General features: G+C 72.3%; 15 protein-coding genes. 11 read left to right on the top strand and 4 right to left on the bottom strand.

Translation table 11 applies throughout. The features are described from left to right. Positions 1–123: 123 nt before the first annotated feature. Positions 124–1,101 carry a hypothetical protein gene (locus tag J1M40_RS06000; protein WP_070708754.1) on the bottom strand — a complete coding sequence of 326 codons (978 nt, stop codon included), beginning with the start codon at positions 1,099–1,101 and terminating at the stop codon, positions 124–126. A 357-nt stretch (positions 1,102–1,458) separates the two neighbouring features. Between J1M40_RS06000 and J1M40_RS05995 the strand changes: the two genes are divergently transcribed. After that, entirely contained in the window at positions 1,459–2,124 is a 666-nt protein-coding gene (locus J1M40_RS05995) for a response regulator transcription factor (RefSeq protein WP_036382382.1), read from the top strand. Next, positions 2,121–3,470, top strand: a complete 1,350-nt coding sequence (locus J1M40_RS05990) for a sensor histidine kinase (protein ID WP_020623969.1) — start codon at positions 2,121–2,123, stop codon at positions 3,468–3,470. Before J1M40_RS05995 ends, J1M40_RS05990 begins: the two co-directional genes overlap by 4 nt. A gap of 128 nt (positions 3,471–3,598) precedes the next feature. Here J1M40_RS05990 and J1M40_RS05985 read toward each other — a convergent pair whose 3' ends face one another. Next, positions 3,599–6,976, bottom strand: a complete 3,378-nt coding sequence (locus tag J1M40_RS05985) for a beta-phosphoglucomutase family hydrolase (RefSeq protein WP_206450578.1) — start codon at positions 6,974–6,976, stop codon at positions 3,599–3,601. A gap of 286 nt (positions 6,977–7,262) precedes the next feature. Between J1M40_RS05985 and J1M40_RS05980 the strand changes: the two genes are divergently transcribed. Next, entirely contained in the window at positions 7,263–7,853 is a 591-nt protein-coding gene (locus tag J1M40_RS05980) for a hypothetical protein (RefSeq protein ID WP_036316210.1), read from the top strand. Between the two features lie 16 nt (positions 7,854–7,869). Here the strand turns inward: J1M40_RS05980 and rlmC are convergent, their stop codons facing one another. Together rlmC and J1M40_RS05970 are read right to left on the bottom strand one after the other, a co-directional pair. Further along, a complete protein-coding gene (gene rlmC / locus J1M40_RS05975; protein ID WP_043282587.1) occupies positions 7,870–9,081 on the bottom strand; it encodes a 23S rRNA (uracil(747)-C(5))-methyltransferase RlmC in 1,212 nt (403 codons plus the stop codon). 10 nt (positions 9,082–9,091) lie between these two features. Then, positions 9,092–9,700 carry a HEAT repeat domain-containing protein gene (locus tag J1M40_RS05970; protein ID WP_020628173.1) on the bottom strand — a complete coding sequence of 203 codons (609 nt, stop codon included), beginning with the start codon at positions 9,698–9,700 and terminating at the stop codon, positions 9,092–9,094. A gap of 120 nt (positions 9,701–9,820) precedes the next feature. Between J1M40_RS05970 and J1M40_RS05965 the strand changes: the two genes are divergently transcribed. From J1M40_RS05965 to J1M40_RS05930, 8 genes are all read left to right on the top strand, one after another. After that, positions 9,821–10,795: an acyl-CoA thioesterase gene (locus J1M40_RS05965; RefSeq protein WP_036316197.1), complete on the top strand. Its 975-nt coding sequence runs from the start codon at positions 9,821–9,823 to the stop codon at positions 10,793–10,795. Positions 10,796–10,819: 24 nt separating this feature from the next. Continuing rightward, entirely contained in the window at positions 10,820–12,088 is a 1,269-nt protein-coding gene (locus J1M40_RS05960) for a phosphatidylserine/phosphatidylglycerophosphate/cardiolipin synthase family protein (protein ID WP_036316196.1), read from the top strand. Positions 12,089–12,460: 372 nt separating this feature from the next. Further along, positions 12,461–13,864, top strand: coding sequence for an MBL fold metallo-hydrolase (locus J1M40_RS05955; RefSeq protein WP_036384546.1), 1,404 nt, complete (start codon positions 12,461–12,463; stop codon positions 13,862–13,864). A 34-nt stretch (positions 13,865–13,898) separates the two neighbouring features. Continuing rightward, on the top strand, positions 13,899–14,492 hold the full coding sequence (locus J1M40_RS05950; RefSeq protein ID WP_052007121.1) for a rhodanese-like domain-containing protein: 594 nt from the start codon (positions 13,899–13,901) through the stop codon (positions 14,490–14,492). A 6-nt stretch (positions 14,493–14,498) separates the two neighbouring features. After that, the gene (locus J1M40_RS05945) at positions 14,499–15,281 is read left to right on the top strand and encodes a sulfite exporter TauE/SafE family protein (protein ID WP_081339249.1); all 783 of its coding nucleotides are present in this window, start codon (positions 14,499–14,501) and stop codon (positions 15,279–15,281) included. A 72-nt stretch (positions 15,282–15,353) separates the two neighbouring features. Then, on the top strand, positions 15,354–15,629 hold the full coding sequence (locus J1M40_RS05940; protein WP_036384544.1) for a metal-sensitive transcriptional regulator: 276 nt from the start codon (positions 15,354–15,356) through the stop codon (positions 15,627–15,629). 522 nt (positions 15,630–16,151) lie between these two features. Next, positions 16,152–17,909, top strand: a complete 1,758-nt coding sequence (locus J1M40_RS05935) for an ABC transporter ATP-binding protein (RefSeq protein ID WP_206450577.1) — start codon at positions 16,152–16,154, stop codon at positions 17,907–17,909. Continuing rightward, positions 17,906–19,103, top strand: a 1,198-nt coding sequence (locus J1M40_RS05930) for an ABC transporter ATP-binding protein (protein ID WP_206450576.1), incomplete at its 3' end; no start/stop codon positions are given. The genes J1M40_RS05935 and J1M40_RS05930, both read left to right, overlap by 4 nt.

Raw genomic sequence — 19,103 nt, 5'->3', positions numbered from 1 at the left:
CCGCCGGGTCTCGCCTTCCGGGGGCAGGACCCGCGTGTTTCCAGGTTCCGTGGGCAGAAGCACCCTCGCTTCTGCCCACGGAACCCCTGCGCATGGACGGCAGGGCCATACGCGACGACGACGTCAGGCATCCCAGCCGTTCGAGACCTGTGCCCGTCGTCTGAGGACGGCCTCGATCACCCGCGCATATCCCTCGCCGACGTCCCGGCCCGTGACGTGCAGGGTCATCTGCCCACGCTCCGCGTAGTACTGGTCTCGCCGGGCGTCCCGGGCGTGTTGCTCGGCACTCCGGTGCACCTCGCCGTCGTACTGGAGGACGAGCCGGCAGTCCTCGAACCACAGATCGGCCTCGGGGGCGTCCCGCCGCCCGGGGTCGAACACGTGCTGCAGCGTCGGCTCGCCCAGCCCCGCCTCGACGAGCGCCAGCCTCAGCCGGGTCTCCTGCGGCGAGTCGGCACCCACCCGTACGCGCTCGAGCGCCGCCGTCGCCCGCGGTCTTCCGACGAACCGCCCGAGCGGCCGCATCGCCTCGTGCAGCGCGGTGACCGTGGTGATGGGAGGCCGCCGGCCGCGCGGGGACCAGGGGTGACGGACCAGGTGGTCACCCGCCGACACGAGGGATGCCTCGTCCCAGGGGTGGCCGATCGAGCACAGATCGAGCCAGGTCCGTTCCGGCGTCGTCACCCGTAGCCCGAGCACGGAGGTGACGTGGCCGGCGGGCAGGGGTCTGCGGTGCTCCATGACGCCGGGGATCCGCGCCCGTGCGGTGCCGCGGTGCAACGTGATCTCGACGGCGGCGCGTCGCGTGGCCCCGCCCGGGGGAAGCGGGAGGCCGTGGAGGTGCGCCGCCGTCTCGTGGGAGAGAACGGCGTCGGGACGGGACCGCAGGAGGGCGGTCAGCAGGTCGAGGCCGACCCCGTGGTGCGGCGGCGGGAGCCCAGCCGACTCCCAGGTGCGCAGCGGCATGTCACGGCGACGGTGGATGCCGCGGGCGAGGCGGAGGACGTCGGACCGCCGCACCCGGCTGGGCGGCAGACCGCGTTCGAGCACGTCGCGGGTGGTGAAGACGGGGACGAGGGGGAGATCGGGGGCGAAGGACATGGGTCGACCTTGACGCGGTCGGCCTGACGACGGCCGGGCGGGCCGCGTGTCTGTGCACACCAGCGCAGGGTGGGCCGGCTGTGCAGGACTCGGCGGCGGCCGGTTGTCCCGCCGGGACGACGTCGTCATGGCTCGGTGGGCAGAACTGCGAGGAGTTCCGCCCACGCAGCATCCGTGGGCAGAAGAGAGGGCGCTTCTGCCCACGGAGGCGACGGGGTTGTGGGTTCTGCCCACGGAGGCGCCGGGACTGCGGTGGCCGGCCGGGCGCGGGAGCCGGCCCGGTCCGCCCCGAGGCGGGGGCCGACGTCGACCTTCGGTGGACGCGCGGCGGCCTGTGCGCCTCCTAGGCTGGACGCCATGATCCGAGTAGTCGTGGCCGACGACCAGGCGTTGATGCGCACCGCCCTCGAGCACTTCGTGGCCCAGGCCGAGGACCTCGAGGTGGTCGGCTCCGCCGAGGACGGGGTCCAGGCCCTCGAGGCGGCCCGCACGCTGGCCCCCGACGTCGTGCTGATGGACATGCAGATGCCCCGCATGGACGGCGTCGAGGCCACCGCGCGCATCTCCGCCGAGGCCCCGGGCGTGCGCGTCCTGGCGATCACCACCTTCTCCTCCGAGCAGTACCTCGTGCCCGCCCTGCGCGCCGGCGCCGCAGGCTACCTCGTGAAGGACGCACCGCCGGCCGAGGTCGTGGACGCCATCCGCCGCGTCCACGCCGGGGACGCCGTGTTCTCCGCCCGCGTGGCCGCGGACCTGGTGGAGGCCGTCACCGCGGCCCCCGAGCACGCCGACCCCTGCCCGGCCGAGCCCCTCGCCCCGCACGAGCGCCTCACCGAGCGCGAGCTGGACGTGGTCCGCGAGCTCGCCAAGGGCGCCTCCAACGCGGAGATCGCCGGCGCCCTGTTCCTCGCGGAGGCCACGGTGAAGTCCCACATCGGCAAGGTCCTGGACAAGTGGCAGGTCCGTGACCGCGTGCAGATCCTCATCCGCGCCGCCCGCGCGGGCCTCGTGGACATCGGATGAGCATCGCGGCGCCCGCCCCGGCTCGGACGACGACGGCGACGTCGCGCCCGCCCGCCGAGTCTCCCCTGGACTCCCGCCTGCCCGCGATCCTGCGCACGGAACCCGTCTCCCGGCACATGCGGATCGTCCTCTACGTGATCGTCGGGCTCATGGTGCTGGGGGAGATCCTCACCCTGGTGCTGGGGCCCACGGTGGCCGCCGGGCTGAGCGCTGACCCCGAACTCGCGGGCATCCTCGAGGAGGACGGCGGGCTGACGGGTGAGGGGCGGGAGCCGCTCCTGCGCTGGGTCCTGTTCCTGGCGAGCGTGCTGGTCACGCTGCTGTTCGGGTGGCAGCCCACCCTCGCGGCGGTGTTCGTGCTGCTCGGGAGCACGTTCGGTCTGGTGGGCCTCGTGGAGGCGGACCACGCGCACCTCACCCCGCAGGCGTTCAGTGGCGGGGTCGTCCTGGGCGCGGCCATGGTGACGCGGTACTCGCACCGGGTGTTCGTCTGGTTCGCCCTGGGCGCCCTCATCCTGCTCACCGTCGCGGGCGAGGTCCTCACCGACGGCACGTGGGCGGACGAGGACAGCCTCAAGGGCGTCATGGTCATCACGCTCATCGTCGCGCTGTGCGTGGCGGTGCCGGCCTTCATGATCCGCCGATCCCGGCATCGGGCCCGGGACCGCGAGGCGGCCCTGCGCCGGGCCGAGGAGGCCGCCGCCTGCGCCGCGGAGGCGGAGCGGCAGCGGATCGCGGCGGAGCTGCACGACGTCGTCGCGCACGGGCTCACCGTGATCTCGATGCAGGCCGCCATGCTGCCCACCCAGAGGGACCCGGACAAACGGGCCGCCGCGGAGAAGGCCATCGAGGAGGCCGCCCGGCAGTCCCTCGTGGACCTGCGCCGCATGCTCACCGCGCTGCGCGGCTCCTCCCGCAACGCGCAGACGGCGGAGGGGGACGCCGTCGTGGACCTGCCGGCCCGCCTCGACGAGTTCGAGGCCCAGCTGCACGCGGCCGGGTTCGCGGTCGAGCGCTCGCTGACCGAGCTGGACGAGCTGCCGCGCTCCCTGGAGCTGACCGTGCTGCGTGTGGTGCAGGAGTCGGTGACGAACATCCTCAAGCACGCCCCGCGCCGCGGCACGGTGCGCCTGACCTCGCAGCTCGAGGGCGCGGACCGCCTCGTGCTGTGCATCGCCAGCCCCATGGACGAGGGCGAGCCCCGCCGCGACCGCGTGGTGGTCGCGATGGCCAGCGGCTTCGGCCTGGCCGGCATGCGCGAGCGCGTGGCCGTGTTCGGCGGCACCCTCACGGCCGGCCCGCTGGGCGGCTGCTGGGTGGTCCGCGCCGAGCTGCCGCTGCGCTGAGCCGGGGCGGCAGCCGCGTCCTCCCGCGTCCTCCCGCGTCCGGGGGCGAAAGTGGGCGGTATCCGCGCGGGATACCGCCCACTTTCGCCCCCAAAGGGACGGGGTGGGGTGGCCGACGACGGCGGCCCTCAGCCCAGCGGGACCGTCAGCTTCTCGCCGGGGGACAGGGTGTGCTCGCGGCCGGCGATGATCATCGGCACGTCGTGCCACATGCCCTCGCCCGCGGCCACCGTCACCTCCCGCTGGGTCATCTGGATGACCACGGGCTGCTGGCGGAACCGGATGGTGAACCGGGCGCCGGGCAGCTGGGCGGGCATGCGGGGGTGCAGCCGGACGACGTCGTCGCGCGTCTCGAGGCCCGCGTAGCAGCGGATCACCGTGTCCACGGTGCCCGCCATCAGGCCCAGGTGGATGCCCTCCTTGGTGGTGCCGCCCTGCGTGTCCGAGAGGTCCGACTCGAGGGCCTCCGTGAACAGGTCCCACGAGCGGTCCGGGTCCGTGCGGGCCGCCACCCACGCGTGCACCAGGCGGGAGAGCGTGGAACCGTGCGTCGAGCGGGCCTCGTAGTACGTGACCATCCGCTCGAACGCCTCCTGCGGCAGCTCGTAGCCCATGCGGCGCAGGATCCGGTCCAGCTCCTCGGAGGAGAACAGGTAGCCGAGCATGAGGGTGTCGGCCTGCTTGGAGAGCTTGTACCGGTTGGTGGCGTCGCCCTCGGCCTGCAGGATCAGGTCCATGCGGCCGATGTTCCCGTACTTGGCGCGGTAGGCCTCCCAGTCGAACTCGAGCAGGTCCTGGTAGCCCTCGAACTGGGCGAGGATGCCGGCCTCCTCGCCCTCCTTGAAGAACGGCACGGTCAGGCGGGTGCTGACCTCCTCCCAGCGCTCGATCTCCTCCTCGGAGATCTCCATGAGCTCGGGCAGGCCGTCGTCGATCGTGTCCAGCCAGCGGACCAGGCGGGCGGTCTCCGCGAGAACCCACGAGGTCAGCACGTTCGTGTACGCGTTGTTGCGCAGGCCGGAGCCGGGGGTCTCGGGATAGCCGTCGTGGAACTCGTCCGGGCCCATGACGCCGTGGATCTCGTAGCGGTCCGTGACGGCGTTGTGCAGGGTCATGGACATGAAGAACCGGGAGATCTCCACGAGCATCTCCGCGCCGTAGTCCGAGATGAAGGACGTGTCCTTCGTGATCTCGATGTACCGCAGCACCGAGTAGGCGATGTCCAGGGAGACGTGCCGCTGGTTGTGGGAGTTGTCCGGCATCCACATGCGCGAGCGCGGGTTCCACAGCTCGGTGGGCGTCTCCTCGGAGCCGTCCGCGCCGGACTGCCACGGGTACATGGCGCCGGCCCAGCCCGCGGCCTGGGCGTTGGCGCGGGCCTCGTTGAGACGCCGGTAGCGGTACATCAGCAGGCCCCGGGTGATCTCGGGGCGGCGCAGCGTGAGCATCGGGTAGACGTAGATCTCGTCCCAGAAGATGTGGCCGCGGTAGCCCTCGCCGTGCAGGCCGCGTGCCCCCACGGAGGCGTCCAGGTCCCGGCGGCGGCCGTAGGCCGTCTGGAGCACGTGGAACGTGTGCAGGTTCAGGGCGAGCTGCTGGCGCAGCGACGCGCCGTCCTTGCCCATCGGGACCGCGGACCCCACCGGGGCCGAGTGGCCGGCGGCGACGACGGGCGGCGCGTATTCGCCGCCGGCCTCCGCCGCCGTGGAGCGGCGCTGATGCCGGTACGGCTCAGCCAGGTCGATGCGCACGGAGAACCGGTCCCAGTTGGTGCCCCAGCGCTGCTCGTGCAGGGTCAGCAGGTTGCGGAAGTTCTGGGCGCGCTGGACGTCCTTCACCGCCGACTCCCACACGGAGGCGTTGGCGTGGTCGTGGCTCGTGGCGACGGCGGCGACCTTCTCCAGCACGAGCGGCACGCCCTCGTCCACGTGGAGGAGGATGTCCTGGCCGACCACCAGGTCCGAGCCGTCCACGGGGCGGCGGATGGGCTCGTGGTGGCCCACCGGCGCCACCTGGCGGGTGCGGGTGGCCACGGCCACGTGGATGCCGGACTGGTTGGTGGCGGTCTCGAGCAGGACGGTCTCGCCGTCGATCTCCCGGGCCTGGACCGGCTCGAGGTGCTGGTTGGCGAGGGTGCGGTCGTCGGAGACGTTGAGGTTGGCCACGCGGCCCTCGATCTTCGAGCGCACCGTGAGGTCCCCGGACCAGTTCTCCGCCACCACGGTCAGCTCGATCGCGGCGAGGTGCCGATTGGCCAGCGAGGTGAACTGCCGGGTGTGGACCGTGGTGCGCCGGCCCTGCTCGTCCTCGAAGGTCATGGTGCGGGAGAGCACGCCGCGGCGCAGGTCCATCTCCTGGCCGTACTCCACGAGGTTCTCCTCACCCGGCAGCAGCGGGCGGCCGTGGCGCGGGGTCACCACGAGCGGGGTCCAGTCCTGGATGTTGACCATGTGCTCGGTCTCCACGACCCGGCCCTGGACCATCGAGGTCAGCCGGTTGAACACCCCGGCCATGTAGGTGCCGGGGTAGTGGACGGAGGAGATGCGCGTGCCGGGCACAGCGCCGCGGGTGCCCCAGTACCCGTTGGCCAGGGTGCACAGCACCTCGCGCGTGCCCTCGGAGGCCGGGTCGAAGCGGTCCCAGCGCAGCACCCACGCGGGGTCGAACGGGGTGGTGGTGCGGTCCTCCAGATGCAGGGTCCCGTAGTCCTGGACCACCAGGTGGGCGCCGGCCGCCTTGAGTCGGCCCTTGCCGAGCTCGGGCTCGCGGTCCACGCCGATCACGAGGCCGAAGCGGCCGTCCGCGGCGGCCTTCACGCCGGAGACGGCGTCCTCGAGGACCATCGCGTCCGCGACGTCGACGCCCAGCTCGCGGGCGGCCTCCCAGAACATCGCCGGGTCCGGCTTGCCCGGCAGCCCGCGCTCGACGGCGGTGTTCCCGTCCACGATCACGGGGAAGAAGTCCAGCACGCCGCCGGCCGTGAGCACGGCGCGGGAGTTCTTGGAGCTGGTGACCAGTGCGACCGGCACACCCTTGGCCCGCAGCCGCTCGAGGAGGTCCTGGGCCTCCGGGAACACGCGGACGCCGTCGCGCTCGAGCACCTGCTCGAAGTAGCCCTGCTTGCGCTCGGCGAGGGCGAGGACCGTCAGCTCCGGAGCCGTGTCCGCTTCGGGGGAGTCGGCCTCGGGCACCTGCAGGCCGCGGGAGGCGAAGAACGTGCGGACCCCGTCCTCGCGGGGACGCCCGTCCACGTGGTGCAGGTAGTCGGCGGCGGCGTCGAAGGGGCGCAGCACGTCCGGGTCCGCGGCGACGACGGCGGCGTTGGCGGGCAGCGCGCCCACAGCGGGCAACGCCCCGTCGAAGAGCTCCTTCCACGCCTGCGCGTGCACGCCGGCGGTGTCCGTGATGACCCCGTCCATGTCGAAGATGACGGCGCGGTAGCGGCGGAGCCGGTGACGGCGGGCGTTCAGGTCCTGCGGAGCGGCGGGGGTGAGCGTCTGCGACATGGGAACCAGCCTACGGGCGGGGAAGTGGGGCCGCACGGGGAGTGCCGCGGCGATGTTCACCGCAGCGAGCGCGCCGTCGTTCCGGCCGACCGCACCGCAGCGACATCACAGCGGTTCTCAGCTGCGGTGATGTCGCTGCGGCGCGGTGGGTTCCGGGAATAGGGTCGTGCCGACGGGGCGGACGTGTGCCCCCGCGCGCCGGAAGCGTGGCCCGGGAACGAGCAGGACACACTCGGCGGAGATGGCCGGGGGGCGAAGGGCTCATGAACTGGATGATGAGCAAGTGATGGATGCTAAGCCGACGCGGTTGCGGAAGAAGGCGACGCGGGAGGAGATCCTGGCGAGTCTGCCGGTGCAGGCGCGGGTGCGTCCGGCGCGGTGGTTGCTCCTGTGGCTGATCGTCGTGGTGTGCATCGCGGTGTTCGTGTGGGTGATCTTCCGGCCGCCGGAGGATGTCTCGGCCGGGTTCGGGGTGTGGCGTGTGGCGTCGTTCATCGGGTTGGCGCTGGCGTTGGCGGTGCTTCCCGCCGCGACGATGGGTCTGTTCCGGCCTCGGCATGTCACGTTCGATGAGCGACGGGTGTGGACGCGGGACTGGTCCGTGGACTGGGCGGACGTGAAGGAAGTCCGTGCTGTGGCGCCAGAGTCGGAGCACACGATGAAGGTGGCGCTCAAGGTGGACGAGCGGCTGTGGAACGAGGGTGGTCTGCGCAAGGCCAACCGGTGGGACTCGGGACGGCCGTTGCAGGGTGGCGGGTTGACCCGTGCGCAACCGCTCGTGCTCACGCAACCCGCGCTCGCGCCGTCGGCTCTGACGCTGCTGCAGGTCTTCGTCGAGTTGAAGAAGCGGAACCGTCGGGCGGGGAGCCCGCGGTGACGCGCCCCGGCTTCCGTCACCGCCGGGTCAGCAGCGTGAGCACCTCCGCGTGCCGGGTCTGGGGGAACATGTCGAACACCTGCACCCGCGCCACCCGATAGCTCGGCATCCGGGCCAGGTCCTGCGCGAGCGTCGCCGGGTTGCAGCTGGAGTACAGGACGGTGGGCACACCCGAGTCCTCCAGCGCGTCCGCCAGCTCGGCGCCGATGCCCCGCCGGGGCGGATTCACGACGACGGCGTCCGGGCGGGGCCGCCGTTTCTTGAACGAAAGCGCCTCCGGAGCCCGCCGTTTCTCGAACGAAAGCGCGGAGGTGGCGTCGCCGGCGGAGAAGCGCGCCCGGTCGGCCAGGCCGAGCTCCGCGGCCGTCTCCCGGGCCGCGGCCACCGCCTCGGCGGAGGACTCCATGCCCCACACGTCGCGCACGCCGGCCCGGGCCAGGTGGAACGCGAACCCGCCCACCCCGCAGTACAGGTCCCACGCCGACGCCGGCAGGCCGGCCTCGGCGACCCACGCCGCCGCCGTCGCGTACAGCCCCTCGGTCACCGCGGTGTTCGTCTGGAAGAACCCCTGCGGGCGCAGCCGCAGGCCCACCCTGTTGAGCCGCATGGTGAGCGTCGGCCCGCCGGCGAGCACGATCTCCTCGTCGCCCTCGGGCAGGGCCACGTGCTCCGGCAGCAGGTTCGCGCTCACCACGGCGGCGGGTGTCCCGCGCGCCGCGAGGTCGTCCAGCAGCCCCGGCACCGCCGCGCGCAGCGCGTCCAGCCGGTCGGCGGAGCGCAGCACGAACCGGACCATCGCCTCCCGGTCGGGGGAGAGCGTCACGATCACGTTCTTCAGCTCGCCCGTGCGGGCGGCGACGTCGTAGGGCTCCAGCCCGGCCGCCGTCACCGCCGCCGCGCACGCGTCGAACACGCCTTCCATGCCGGCCTCGTACAGGCCGCAGTCGCGCAGGTCCACGCCGGCGCCGTCGTGATGGCGGGGGTGCTGCCGCGGGTCCAGGATGCCCAGCCGCGGCGCCGCCGCCGACCCCGTGACCACGAGCTTCGCCTTGTTCCGGAACCCGGCCTCCGCGGAGGCGAACGGCTCGGCCACGACCGTGTCCGCATCGAGCGCGTCCGCCAGCGCGGCCAGGACCGCGGCCTGCTTGTCCGCGAGCTGCCGGGCGTACGGCACGCCCATCAGCGGGCAGGAACGGCACTCGCCGACATCGAAGTGGGGGCACTGCACGGGCGTCGCCTCAGCCCTCGAGGCTGACCCGCAGGCCGGGCCGGTCCAGGCGGATCGCGAGCTGCTCGAGGGCCAGCTCGGCGGCCGCGGCCAGGTCCGCGTCCACGTCCATCACCATGCCGGTGAGCACGGGCAGGGCGGACTCGAGGTCCTCGGGGCGGGCGAGGGCACCCAGTGCGGACGCGGCCGACGCGCGGACCTCCGGGTCCGGGTCGGCACAGCCGGCCCGCACCGCGTCCACGAGGGTGCGGTCGACGGCGGCATCGCGGCGCAGCGAGCCGGCGCGGGAGGCGAGCACGAGGTGGGCCGCCGAGCGGACGTCCGCCTCGGGGGCGGTGAGCGCCCCGGTCAGGGCGGGCAGCGCGCTGCGGTGCCACGCGTGCATCAGGGCCAGGGCGCCGGTCGCGGCGGGGCTGAGGTCGCCGTCGTCGCCGGTGAGGGCGCGGGCGGCGCCCGAGGTGACGTCATCGGGAGTGGCCGCGCCGGTCATCAGGCGCACCGCCAGCCCGGCGACGGCGGCCTCCCCGCGCTCGGCGACGGCGGCCTCGGTGCGGCGGCGCAGGCGGTCGTGCGGAGTCTGGGGCTCCGCGGGCAGGGGGAGACGGTCGAAGGCGGTCATGGGTCCATTGTCCCCCGTGCGCGGACCCGCCTGGGGCGCGGCCGGGAGGTTCCCCGCAGACTCCTGGACGGGGCGTGACCGGCCGCACAGGGCCCGGACTCGGGTGATACGTTCGACGGCATGAGACCCCCCGGAGCCCTCGCCCTCGAATTCCGGGCGGACAGCTTCGATCATCCCACCGGCCTGGTGGACGCCGGCACCGTCATCTCCTGGATCGAGAAGGCCGGCTACGCCGTCGCGGCGAGTTGGGCCGGGACGTTCGTGCGTGCCCGCTACATGGGGCACACTCAGTTCCGGCACCCCGTGCCGGTGGACCGCCGTGCCGTGGTGCAGGCGCGCGTGGTCCACACGGACGGCGCCGAGGTGCACGTCCAGACCCGCCTGCTGCTGCCGGAGATCCGCGACGACGACGGCGACCCCGTGGTCGCCACCTCGTCCCTCGTGGTCTACGCCGCGGAGGAGGGCGGGGTGCCCGTGACCGTGCCGGTCTGGGAGCCCTCGACCCCCGGCCAGATCGAGCGCGACGAACAGGCCCGCCGCTCCACCGTGGCCCGCCGCGCCGTCGAGCGCGGCATGGCCCGACTGCCGTTCCCCGCGCCCGGGGAGGCCCCCGAGGAGATGAGCACCCTCGCGTTCCTGGCCCCCAACGCGGAGGCCACCGTGGGCGGCACCATCAACGCGGGCGCGATCCTGCGCTGGGTGGACGAGGCGGCCGCCGTCTGCGCCGCCCGCTGGACCGGACATGAATCCGTGGTCGCGGTGTTCGGCGGCGGTGTGCGCTTCGTGCGGAACATCCACGTGGGCGACCTCGTGCGCGTGGAGGCCCTCCTGGTGAACACCACGGAGCGGTCCATGCATGTGGCGCTGCGCGTCTACGCGAGCCGACGCACCGGGGCGGAGTCCCGCCTGGTGGCGCACTCGATCGCCGTCATGGTGGACGTCTCCGCGGAGGACCAGGCCCAGCGGGTGCGGCAGTACATCCCCGAGAGCGAGAGCGCCCGGAGGCTGCAGGAGACGGCGATCGAACTCGTGCGCATGCGCTCCGAGGTGAGCGCGGCCTGGACCGAGATGCGCCGCTCGACCGATCCGCGCTGACGGGGCCCTGAGTAGACTGAGCGAATGCGTCGACCGTCCCTGCCGTCCCTGTCCCGCCTGCCGGTCCGTCGTCTCCTCCGGGGAGCGGCCGTGGCCGCGGGCGTCGGTCTCGTGGGACTGCCGCTGACGGTCGCCGCCGGGCTCACCGGCGTGGACATGGTCAAGCGCGGCGGCCGAGTGCGCCGACCCGCGCCGAACCCCGGCGTGTTCGACGCCCACGTGGAGGGCTCCGAGCTGCGCATCTTCACCTCGGGTGAGGACCTCTACAAGGAGATGATCGCCGCGATCGACGGAGCGCAGCGGATCATCAAGTTCGAGACCTTCATCTGGAAGGGCGACCCCACGGGCCAGCGGTTCATGGACGCCTTCAACCGGGCGGCCGCGCGCGGCGTGGAGGTCTACGTCTCCTACGACGGGTTCGGGAACCTCGTGGTCCCGCCCCGCTTCTACCGTCAGCTGGACCCGCGCATCCACGTGTTCCGGCTGCCGGCCTTCGCCCGCCCGATCTGGCGAGGCGTGGTCCGGCACAGCGGGTTCAACCACTCGAAGATCATGGTGGTGGACGACGAGGTCGGCTTCGCCGGCGGCTTCAACATCGGCGACGACTACGCCCGCCTGTGGCGGGACACCCACGTGCGTGAGCGCGGCCCGGCGGTGTGGGCGCTGGGCCAGTCGATCTCCATCAAGTGGAACGCCCACCACCGCGCGGGCGAGCAGATGTCCTGGCGCCCCCCGGACACGTGGGACCCGCGCGTCACCGTGGCCGCGAACCAGCCGCCGCTCCTGGTCTACCCGATCCGGCTGAGCTACCTCGACGCCATCCAGCGGGCGCAGCACCGCATCCTCATCAACACGCCGTACTTCATCCCGGACCAGCAGGTCCTCGAGGCGCTGCTGCACGCGGCCCGGCGCGGGGTGGACGTGCAGGTGATGGTGCCGGAGGACTCCAACCACATCGTGGCGGACTGGGCCTCGCGCGGCTTCTTCGGGAAGATGCTCGAGGCCGGCATCACGATCCTGCTGTACAGGGCCAGCATGATCCACGCGAAGACCGCCACCGTGGACGGCATCTGGTCCACCGTGGGCTCGGCCAACGTCGACCGCCTCTCCCTGGGCTTCAACTACGAGTCCAACGTGGTGGTCGTGGACCGCGACTTCGCCGCCCGGATGGAGGAGATCTTCGCTCTCGACGCCCAGCGGGCCGTCCGGATCGACACCCCGCGCTGGGAGGACCGTCACGGCCTCGCCCGCGTGGTCGAGGCCCTGCTGGTACCACTGCGTCCCCTGCTCTGAGGACCCCGGGCGCTGAGCCAGACGTTTCTGCAGTTCTGACGCCCGATCCGCAGCGGAATCATCTGGCTCACGCTCCCCGCCGCGCGAGCCAGACGTTTCTGTCGTTCTGACGCTCGATTCGCAGCGGAATCATCTGGCTCACGCCCCCTGCCGCGTGAGCCAGACGTTTCTGTAGTTCTGACGCCCGATCCGCAGCGAAATCATCTGGCTCACGCCCCCTGCCGACGTCTCCTGATCGTGCCGTCCCTCCCCGTCGCCGCCCGGGCTCACCCTCTCTCTTGCATACCCCTGGGGGTATACCTTACGCTCGTTCTCGACATACCCCAGGGGGTATCGGATGGACATCGAGACCCCCCGACCCGGAGGAGAACCATGCTGCTCGAGCGCATCTACGACGAGGACCTCGCCCAGGCCAGCTACGTGATCGGCTGCCAGGCGAAGAACGAGGCGATGGTGGTGGACCCCCGCCGCGACATCCAGGTGTACCTGGACCTGGCCGCCAAGAACGGCATGACCATCACCCACGTGACCGAGACCCACATCCACGCGGACTACCTCTCCGGCACCCGCGAGCTGGCCCACGCCACCGGCGCCCAGATCCACCTGTCCGGCGAGGGCGGCGAGGACTGGGCCTACGGCTTCGAGGGCAACCTCCTCAAGGACGGCGACACGGTGACGCTCGGCAACATCACCGTCGAGGCCGTGCACACCCCGGGCCACACCCCCGAGCACCTGTCCTTCCTCGTCACCGACGGCGCCTTCGCGGACGCCCCGGGCTACATGCTCACCGGCGACTTCGTGTTCTCCGGCGACCTCGGCCGCCCGGACCTGCTGGACGAGGCCGCCGGCGGCGTCGACACCCGCTTTGAGGGCGCCCAGCAGCTCTTCGCCTCCCTCAAGGCGAAGTTCCTGACCCTCCCGGACCACGTGCAGGTGTTCCCGGCCCACGGCGCCGGCTCCGCCTGCGGCAAGGCACTCGGCGCGCTGCCCTCCACCACGGTCGGCTACGAGCGCAAGTACGCGTGGTGGTCCGACTACCTGAAGAACGACGACGAGCAGGGCTTCATCGACGAGCTGCTCGACGGCCAGCCCGACGCCCACGCCTACTTCGCCCGCATGAAGCGCCAGAACAAGCAGGGGCCAGCCATCCTGGGCGAGCTGCCCGAGCTCGAGGAGCTGGACGCCGGGGGCGTGCAGGCGACGCTCGCCGAGGGCGCCGTGTTCGCGGACACCCGCGGTGTGGACGAGATCCTCGCCGGCACCGTGCCGGGCGCGCTGGCCTTTCCGTCCCGCGGCAAGGTCGCCACGCACGCCGGCTGGGCCTACGACCCGGAGAGCGACGACGCCGCCCTCGTCCTGCTCGCCGAGGACCGCGAGGACGCGCACACGATGCGCGACCACATGATCCGCGTGGGCGTCGACGCCGCCGCCGCGTTCACCACCTCCGTGGACGGCCTCACGTTGGAGCCGGTGCCCACCGTGCAGGCCGACGAGCTGCGGTCCCGCATCGAGGCCGGCGAGGTCGGCGCGGAGCAGGACACCGTGCTGGTGGACGTGCGCAACAAGACCGAGTTCTCCCACGGCACCGTGGCGGACGCCCGGCAGCTGAACGCCGGCAAGGTGCTCTTCCACCAGGAGGAGCTGCCGAAGGACAAGACCCTGGTGACCTTCTGCCAGTCCGGCCTGCGCAACATCGTGGCCGCCCAGGCGCTGCGCCGCGCCGGGTTCGACGTGATCGAGCTCGAGGGCAGCTACGCCGCCTGGCAGCAGTCCTGACACACCCCCAGACCAACCCCGAGGAGCCCCTCCCATGAGCGTCACCCTGTCCCCCGTCGCCCCGCGCGACCTGAAGGCCGAGCTGGCCGCCCGCCCCGACGCCGTCGTGCTGGACGTGCGCACCCCCGGCGAGTTCGAGACCGAGCACATCGCCGGCTCCTACAACGTGCCGCTGGACCTGCTCCAGGAGCACGCGGACGAGGTCGCCGCCCGCCTGGACGGCACCGCGGTGCTCGTCTGCCAGTCCGGCAGCCGGGCCGGCACCGCCCAGGACCGTCTGGCCCAGGCCGGCTTCACCTCCGCGCGCGTCCTGCAGGGCGGCATCTCCGCCTACGCCGAGGCCGGCGGCGAGGTCGTCCGCAGCGGCAACCGCTGGTCCATGGACCGTCAGGTCCGCATGACCGCCGGGTCCATCGCGCTGGTCGGGGCCGTGGCCTCCCAGGTCGGCTCGAAGCGGTTCGGCCTCATCCCCGCCGCGATCGGCGCGGGCCTGTCCTTCTCCGCCGTGTCCAACACGTGCGCCATGGCGTCCGTGCTGGCCAAGATGCCGTGGAACCGCCCCGCGCAGGAGCGCTCCGCGGGCGACGTGATCGGCCGCATCCCCACCGGCGCGGGGAAGCGGAGCTGACCCGTGATGTGGATCGTCCTCGCCCTGGCCCTCGTGGTCGGCCTGCTGCTCGGCCTCATGGGTGGCGGCGGGTCGATCCTGATGGTGCCCCTGCTGACGTACGTGGCCGGCCTCGAGCCGAAGCAGGCCATCGCGGGCTCCCTGTTCGTGGTGGGTGTGACCTCGCTGGTCTCAGTGCTGCTGCACTCGCGGCACGGCACCGTCCGGTGGCGCACCGGCCTGATCTTCGGCGCGGCCTCGATGGTGGGTGCCCTCCTGGGCGGCGTCGTCGGCGGCTTCCTGCCGGGGACCCTGCTGCTGATCGCCTTCGCGGTGATGATGCTCTTCACGGCGTGGGCCATGATCCGGCCCAAGAAGACGCAGCCGGCGGCCGCCCCCTCAGTGGAGGCCTCGGCTGACGTCGAGCCCCGCCGCCACCCGCTCGGGAAGATCCTGCTGGAGGGCGTCGTCGTCGGCTTCGTCACGGGCATCATCGGCGCCGGCGGCGGGTTCCTCGTGGTCCCCGCGCTCGTGCTGCTCGGCGGCCTGCCGATGTCCGCCGCGGTGGGCACGTCCCTGCTGGTGATCGCCATGAAGTCCTTCGCGGGCCTCGGCGGCTACCTGACCAGCGTGACGCTGCCGTGGGACCTGCTGCTGTGGGTCACCGGTGTGGCCGTGGTCGGCGGGCTGATCGGCGTTCCGCTCGTGAAGCGGGTCCCGGAGAAGGCGCTGAAGAAGGGCTTCGGCTGGTTCGTGCTGGCCATGGGCCTGGTGATCCTCGTCCGGGAACTCATCGGTCTCCTCGTGTGACCTCCGGCGACGTCGCCGGATACCCCTGGGGATATGATTCCCCTCCCCGCCACCGTGACAAAGGAGGTCGCCGTGCGCACCGCCGACGCCGAGACCCAGCGCAAGATCCTCAACCGCCTCAAGCGGGCCCGCGGCCAGCTGGACGCCGTGATCCGCGAGGTCGAGGGCGAGGGTCGCTGCAAGGACGTGGTCACGCAGCTCTCCGCCGTCTCCACCGCGCTGGATCGCGCCGGCTTCGCGATCGTCTCTGCGGCCATGCAGTATTGCCTCGCCGACCCCGAGAAGGCGGAGGACGAGGAGAAGCTCACCGTCGCCGAGCTCGAGAAGCTCTTCATGACCCTGGCCTGACCGGCCACCCCGAAGCCCCCTCGCCGAAAGGATCCCTCATGTGCCGTCCTGCGCGCTGCCGCGTCTGCCGCAGGGCCACCTGGGCCGGATGCGGCCGGCACGTCGAGTCCGTCAAGGCCGTCGTCCCCGCGGCGCAGTGGTGCGATGGCCGTCACTCTGATGCCGAGCGCGACGCAGCCCGCGCGGGCCGTGCCGGGGCCGCAGGGTTCTTCGCGAGGCTCTTCGGGCGCTGAGCCAGGCGTTCCGGGGGCGTGAGCCAGATGTTCGTGCTGTTCTGAGGGACCCTCAGCAGCGGAAACGTCTGGCTCACGCCCCCCGTCTGGCGTCGCTCAGTCCTCGTGCGGGTCCGCCAGCGGGTGGTTCGGCAGCCGGCTGTCCGGGGTGCGCCCGCGGCGTCCGACGACGACGGCTGCTGCCCGACCTCCTCGCCCGCGGCTGGGGCACAATGAACCCGGCCCACGTCGGCCCACCTCACTGCGGCCCCACGCGGCCGCGCGCCCATCCCGACTCCCTGGGAGCCCCATGCTCTGGACCCTGCTCCGCCGTCACGGCCGGCGCTATCGCGGCGCCGTCGCGGCCGTCGTCGTGCTGCAGCTGATCAGCACGCTGGCCATGCTGTATCTGCCCAGCCTCAACGCCCGCATCATCGACGAGGGCGTGGCCCGCGGCGACACCGCCCGCATCTGGGACATCGGCCTCGTGATGCTCGGCGTCGCGCTGGTGCAGGTGGTCGCCGCGATCGCCGCCGTGTGGTTCGGCGCGAAGGCCTCGATGGGCGTCGGCCGGGACCTGCGCCGCGCCGTCTACACCCGCGTGGACGCGTTCTCCGCGGAGGAGCTCGGCCGCTTCGGCGCCGCGACCCTCATCACGCGCGGCACCAACGACGTCAACCAGGTGCAGATGCTCACCCTCATGGCCCTGAACTTCATGGTGGCCGTGCCGATCATGGCGGTCGGCGGCATCATCATGGCCATCCGCGAGGACCCGGGCCTGTCCTGGCTGGTGTGGGTCTCCGTGCCGGTGCTGCTGGTGATCGTGGCGTGGATCGTCGCGGGTCTCATGCCGCTGTTCCAGCGGATGCAGGACAACATCGACGACGTCAACGGCGTGATGCGCGAGCAGATCCAGGGCATCCGCGTGGTCCGCGCGTTCGTGCGCGAGCGCCACGAGGCGCGCCGGTTCACGGACGCCAACGCCGCCCTGACGGAGACGTCCGTGCGGATCGGCCGGCTGTTCGTGCTGCTCGGCCCGGTCATCACGATGATCCTCCACCTCGCCACCGCCGCCGTCCTGTGGTTCGGCGGCCAGCGCGTGGACGCGGGGCTCGTGCAGGTCGGCGCGCTCACCGCGTTCATGCAGTACCTGCTGCAGATCCTCATGGCGGTGATGATGGGCACCTTCATGATGATGATGCTCCCGCGCGCCGTGATCTCCGCGCGCCGCATCGGCGAGGTCCTGGACACCGTCCCCACGCTCGGCGAGCCGGCCCGCCCGGTGAGCCCCGCGCGTCGCGACGGCGCCGTGGAGCTGCGCCACGTCACCTTCCAGTACCCCGGCGCCGAGGCGCCGGTGCTCGACGACGTGAGCTTCGCCGTCGCCCCCGGCACCACGACGGCGATCATCGGCTCGACCGGCTCCGGCAAGTCCACGCTGATCAGTCTGCTGCCGCGGCTGTACGACGCGACGTCCGGCGAGGTGCTCGTGGACGGCGTGCCGGTGACCGACCTGGCCCGGGCCGAGCTGACCGAGGCCGTGGCCCTCGTGCCGCAGAAGCCGTACCTGTTCTCCGGCACCGTGCGGGAGAACATGCAGTTCGGGGCCCCGGACGCCTCGGACGAGCGCATCTGGGCGGCCCTCGAGACGGCCCAGGCCGCCGACTTCGTGCGCGCCCGCACCACCGGCAAGGGAGAGGCGGCGGCTTCCGGTCTGGACTCGCGGCTGTCTCAGGGCGGCACGGACGTCTCGGGCGGCCAGCGCCAGCGCCTGTCCATCGCGCGTGCCCTCGTGGCCGAGCCGCGGGTCCTCGTGTTCGACGACTCGTTCTCCGCGCTGGACGTCACCACCGACGCGCGGCTGCGGGCGGCGCTCGACCGCGCGGCGGCCGGGGTGACCCGGATCGTCGTCGCCCAGCGGGTGGCCACCATCACCGACGCCGACCAGATCATCGTGCTGGACGAGGGCCGCGTGGTCGGCCGCGGCACCCACGCCGAGCTGCTGGCGGACAACCAGACCTACCGGGAGATCGTGGACTCCCAGCTGACCGCGGAGGACGTGGCATGAGCGAGCACCTGACGGACGAGGAGATCCTCGAGATCCAGGAGCAGGGCGCCACCGACGACTGGGGCGGCGGGCCGGCCCGCAAGGCCAAGGCGTTCTGGCCGTCCGCGAAGCGGCTCATGAGCCTGTTCCGCACGGAGAAGCTGGGGCTGGCCGTCGTCGCCGTCACGGTGCTGGTGGCCGTGGTGTTCAACGTGTGGGCGCCGCGCGTGCTCGGCCGGGCGATGGACGTGATCTTCGGCGGCGTGGTCTCCGCGCAGATGCCCGGCGGGCTGAGCCGCGAGCAGGTCATCGACGGGCTGCGCGCCCAGGGCGAGGACCAGGCCGCGGAGATGCTCTCCGGCATGGCGTTCACACCGGGCGAGGGGATCGACTTCACCGAGCTGGGCCGGCTGATCCTGATCGTGCTGGCCATGTACCTCGTGGCCCAGCTGTTCATGTGGCTGCAGGGCCGCGTGCTCAACGACCTCGTGATGCGCCTCGTGTTCCGCCTGCGCGAGGACATCGAGGCCAAGATCAACCGGCTGCCGCTGAGCCACTTCGACCGCGGGCAGCGTGGCGACCTGCTCTCCCGCACCACCAACGACGTGGACAACGTCCAGCAGGCCCTCCAGCAGGCGTTCGCCTCGCTCGTGTACTCGGCGCTGACCGTGATCGGCATCGTCGGCATGATGTTCTGGCTGTCCTGGCAGCTCGCGCTCATCGCCCTGATCGCCCTGCCGGTGGCCGGTGTGGTGGTGGGCGTGATCGGCAAGAAGTCCCAGGCGCTCTTCTCCGCGCAGTGGCGGGAGACGGGCCGGCTCAACGGGCACATCGAGGAGTCGTTCACGGGGCACGAGCTGGTGACCGTGTTCGGCCGTCAGCGGGACATGGCCGCGCGCTTCGACGAGCGCAACGAGGAGCTGTACGAGGCCGCGTTCACGGCGCAGTTCTACTCGGGGATGATCATGCCGATCATGCAGTGGGTGAACTGGCTGGGCTACGTGGGCATCGCGGTGGTCGGCGGCCTGCGCGTGGCCAACGGGCAGATGACCCTCGGCGCCGTGACCGCGTTCATCCAGTACTCGCGCGAGTTCAACCAGCCGCTTGGGCAGATCGCCGGCATGTCCAACATGCTGATCTCCGGCGTGGCGTCGGCCGAGCGCATCTTCGAGCTCCTCGACGAGCCGGAGGAGACCCCCGACGGCACCCCCGCCC

Source organism: Micrococcus sp. KRD026 (assembly GCF_017168445.1).
Classification (GTDB): Bacteria; Actinomycetota; Actinomycetes; order Actinomycetales; family Micrococcaceae; genus Micrococcus; species Micrococcus luteus.
This window is presented reverse-complemented; position numbering and strand designations above follow the sequence as displayed.

Coding starts and splice junctions, on each gene's coding strand:
- J1M40_RS06000 (WP_070708754.1), bottom strand. CDS start 1,101: ATGTCCTTCGCCCCCGATCTCCCCCTCGTCCCCGTCTTCACCACCCGC.
- J1M40_RS05995 (WP_036382382.1), top strand. CDS start 1,459: ATGATCCGAGTAGTCGTGGCCGACGACCAGGCGTTGATGCGCACCGCC.
- J1M40_RS05990 (WP_020623969.1), top strand. CDS start 2,121: ATGAGCATCGCGGCGCCCGCCCCGGCTCGGACGACGACGGCGACGTCG.
- J1M40_RS05985 (WP_206450578.1), bottom strand. CDS start 6,976: ATGTCGCAGACGCTCACCCCCGCCGCTCCGCAGGACCTGAACGCCCGC.
- J1M40_RS05980 (WP_036316210.1), top strand. CDS start 7,263: ATGGATGCTAAGCCGACGCGGTTGCGGAAGAAGGCGACGCGGGAGGAG.
- J1M40_RS05970 (WP_020628173.1), bottom strand. CDS start 9,700: ATGACCGCCTTCGACCGTCTCCCCCTGCCCGCGGAGCCCCAGACTCCG.
- J1M40_RS05965 (WP_036316197.1), top strand. CDS start 9,821: ATGAGACCCCCCGGAGCCCTCGCCCTCGAATTCCGGGCGGACAGCTTC.
- J1M40_RS05960 (WP_036316196.1), top strand. CDS start 10,820: ATGCGTCGACCGTCCCTGCCGTCCCTGTCCCGCCTGCCGGTCCGTCGT.
- J1M40_RS05955 (WP_036384546.1), top strand. CDS start 12,461: ATGCTGCTCGAGCGCATCTACGACGAGGACCTCGCCCAGGCCAGCTAC.
- J1M40_RS05950 (WP_052007121.1), top strand. CDS start 13,899: ATGAGCGTCACCCTGTCCCCCGTCGCCCCGCGCGACCTGAAGGCCGAG.
- J1M40_RS05945 (WP_081339249.1), top strand. CDS start 14,499: ATGTGGATCGTCCTCGCCCTGGCCCTCGTGGTCGGCCTGCTGCTCGGC.
- J1M40_RS05935 (WP_206450577.1), top strand. CDS start 16,152: ATGCTCTGGACCCTGCTCCGCCGTCACGGCCGGCGCTATCGCGGCGCC.